Below are 1821 nucleotides of genomic sequence, written 5' to 3'. Positions count from 1 at the left end.
GAATGATATTAATGGAACACACCCTTTTCATAATTTTAATTTCCTTTTTTTGTTTTTATTGTTTTTGTGAATTGCTTAACATTGTTTTTTATATGTTTTTTAATAAAAAAGCACTGTCATTTAACAGTGCTTCGAAAAGTTCATTTTTTTATTTTTATATATAATATATTTGACACCTTCATTAAGGTGTTTTTATTTTTTTTGAAGGTGTTAAAAACACAATCAAAGGAGGAAAAATAGTATGTTCACAACAACACAAATAATAATTTTATTTTTAGATTGTTTTAATTCTTTTTTAATTTGCTTTAATTCTTTATTGAATTTTCAAATACAAAAAATAAAAGAAACACCAATTATAATAATTGTTATCAAATAAAAAAACCTGTCTTAACCAGGTTTTTTTATTTTTTTTATAAAACACAACCAAAATTTGGTAATATATTCACAACAATATAGACCAGTTGAAAAAATAGTATTTCAAGATCGAGAAATTATTAAAGAAATAGAGAAACCTATTTATATCGATAAAATCGTATATCAAGATAGACAAGTCCTGTACCCACAACAGAGTACATATATAATAGTAACATAAAAAGAAATTGTTTGTTATTATTTATGATTAAAATTGGTTTTTAATGTCTTAGTGTTATTTTTTTTATTTTTTGTTTATTTTTATTTTTGTTGTGTGTGGTTATTCGTTTTCTTCTTCTTTTTTTGAGTCGCGTAATCCTTTTATATAACCTAATGTACAACCTAAAAATATAGCTATTATAAATGTAATAACTAAAATACATTTCAATGTCATTGTCATTTTTTTTCGTTCCTTTCTTTTTTATGTTTTTTTTAATTTTGGTCTTTTAAATGACGTAATTCGCTAATTAAAGTTATAATTTGTAACATTACACTATGAATATTGTGAATGTAATCATACATTGTTTCAATGTCATCGCGAATATCATTTAAATCAAATAAAACATCTTCTGCAGTGTCTTCGTCGTAGTCATCGCGGTCAATTTCAAATAATTCTGAAGAATTACAAAATTCTTTTAAGAAAGTTTTTAATTTTAATATGTTATCGATAGTACTTATTTTATTGCTAAAATCGAAATTTTCTTCAAAATGTGTTGCTAAATAATCTGCGTTTGCATCAGCTTTAATAAAAAATCCATCCATTAAATCGATGACTTTTCCAATTCGGTCTGATATTATTTCAAGATTTCTAACAATAATATTATGTTTAGATAAAGCAATTTTTTTAATTTTTCATTTTTAGTTTCGATTATAAGTGGTTTGTTATAAGTGTGATATAAAAATTTATCAAATCGTTTTAAATTACTTTCATAACTTAATCCACTTGTAAATACTTCGTTTCCTTCAAAAAGAGATAATAATTTATCTAATTCATTAAAGTTTTTAATGACTACGCAGAACAGTAAATATTCGAAAAGGAATAGTATATATTGAATTTTCAAATGAAAATATCCTTATTGATATATACAATGAAGATAAAAATATAATTATTTTAAATGGTTTTTTGTTAAGTAAAATATTAAATGAGTATAATTTCCGAATTTATCTTTTATACTTTAATATGAAAAGCAATTTAAATTTACAACAAAGAGTATTATATTTAAATAAAAAAGAATTAAAAACAATAGATTTAGATTTTCGAATATTTGTTAATAAACTACCCATTATGATTCAATCAAGAAATTATTATTTATCAATATAAATATAACAACAAATACTGATTTTATCGATTGTTCTTATTTTGATGATTGATTAAATATTTAGTTCTCGCCATTTATTATTATAATATTG

Annotated in this window: 4 protein-coding genes; 2 read left to right on the top strand and 2 right to left on the bottom strand. The window is 21.6% G+C overall.

Features of this window, described 5'->3' with window-relative positions:
- Positions 1–241 precede the first annotated feature (241 nt).
- A complete protein-coding gene (locus tag KTO59_RS04145) occupies positions 242–376 on the top strand; it encodes a hypothetical protein (protein ID WP_284928796.1) in 135 nt (44 codons plus the stop codon).
- Positions 377–430: 54 nt separating this feature from the next.
- A complete protein-coding gene (locus KTO59_RS04140) occupies positions 431–592 on the top strand; it encodes a hypothetical protein (RefSeq protein ID WP_284928794.1) in 162 nt (53 codons plus the stop codon).
- Between the two features lie 251 nt (positions 593–843).
- Here the strand turns inward: KTO59_RS04140 and KTO59_RS04135 are convergent, their stop codons facing one another.
- Positions 844–1173 (bottom strand): hypothetical protein, encoded by a 330-nt coding sequence (locus tag KTO59_RS04135; protein ID WP_284928793.1) that lies wholly within the window; start codon positions 1171–1173, stop codon positions 844–846.
- A gap of 32 nt (positions 1174–1205) precedes the next feature.
- Complete coding sequence (locus tag KTO59_RS04130; protein WP_284928791.1) at positions 1206–1472, bottom strand: hypothetical protein; 267 nt, start codon at positions 1470–1472, stop codon at positions 1206–1208.
- Between the last annotated feature and the right edge of the window lie 349 nt (positions 1473–1821).

The organism is Candidatus Phytoplasma sp. AldY-WA1 (assembly GCF_020312115.2).
GTDB classification, from domain to species: Bacteria; Bacillota_I; Bacilli_A; order Acholeplasmatales; family Acholeplasmataceae; genus Phytoplasma; species Phytoplasma vitis.
Note: the sequence above shows the minus strand (reverse complement) of the source record. Positions and strands in the feature narration are given on the sequence as shown.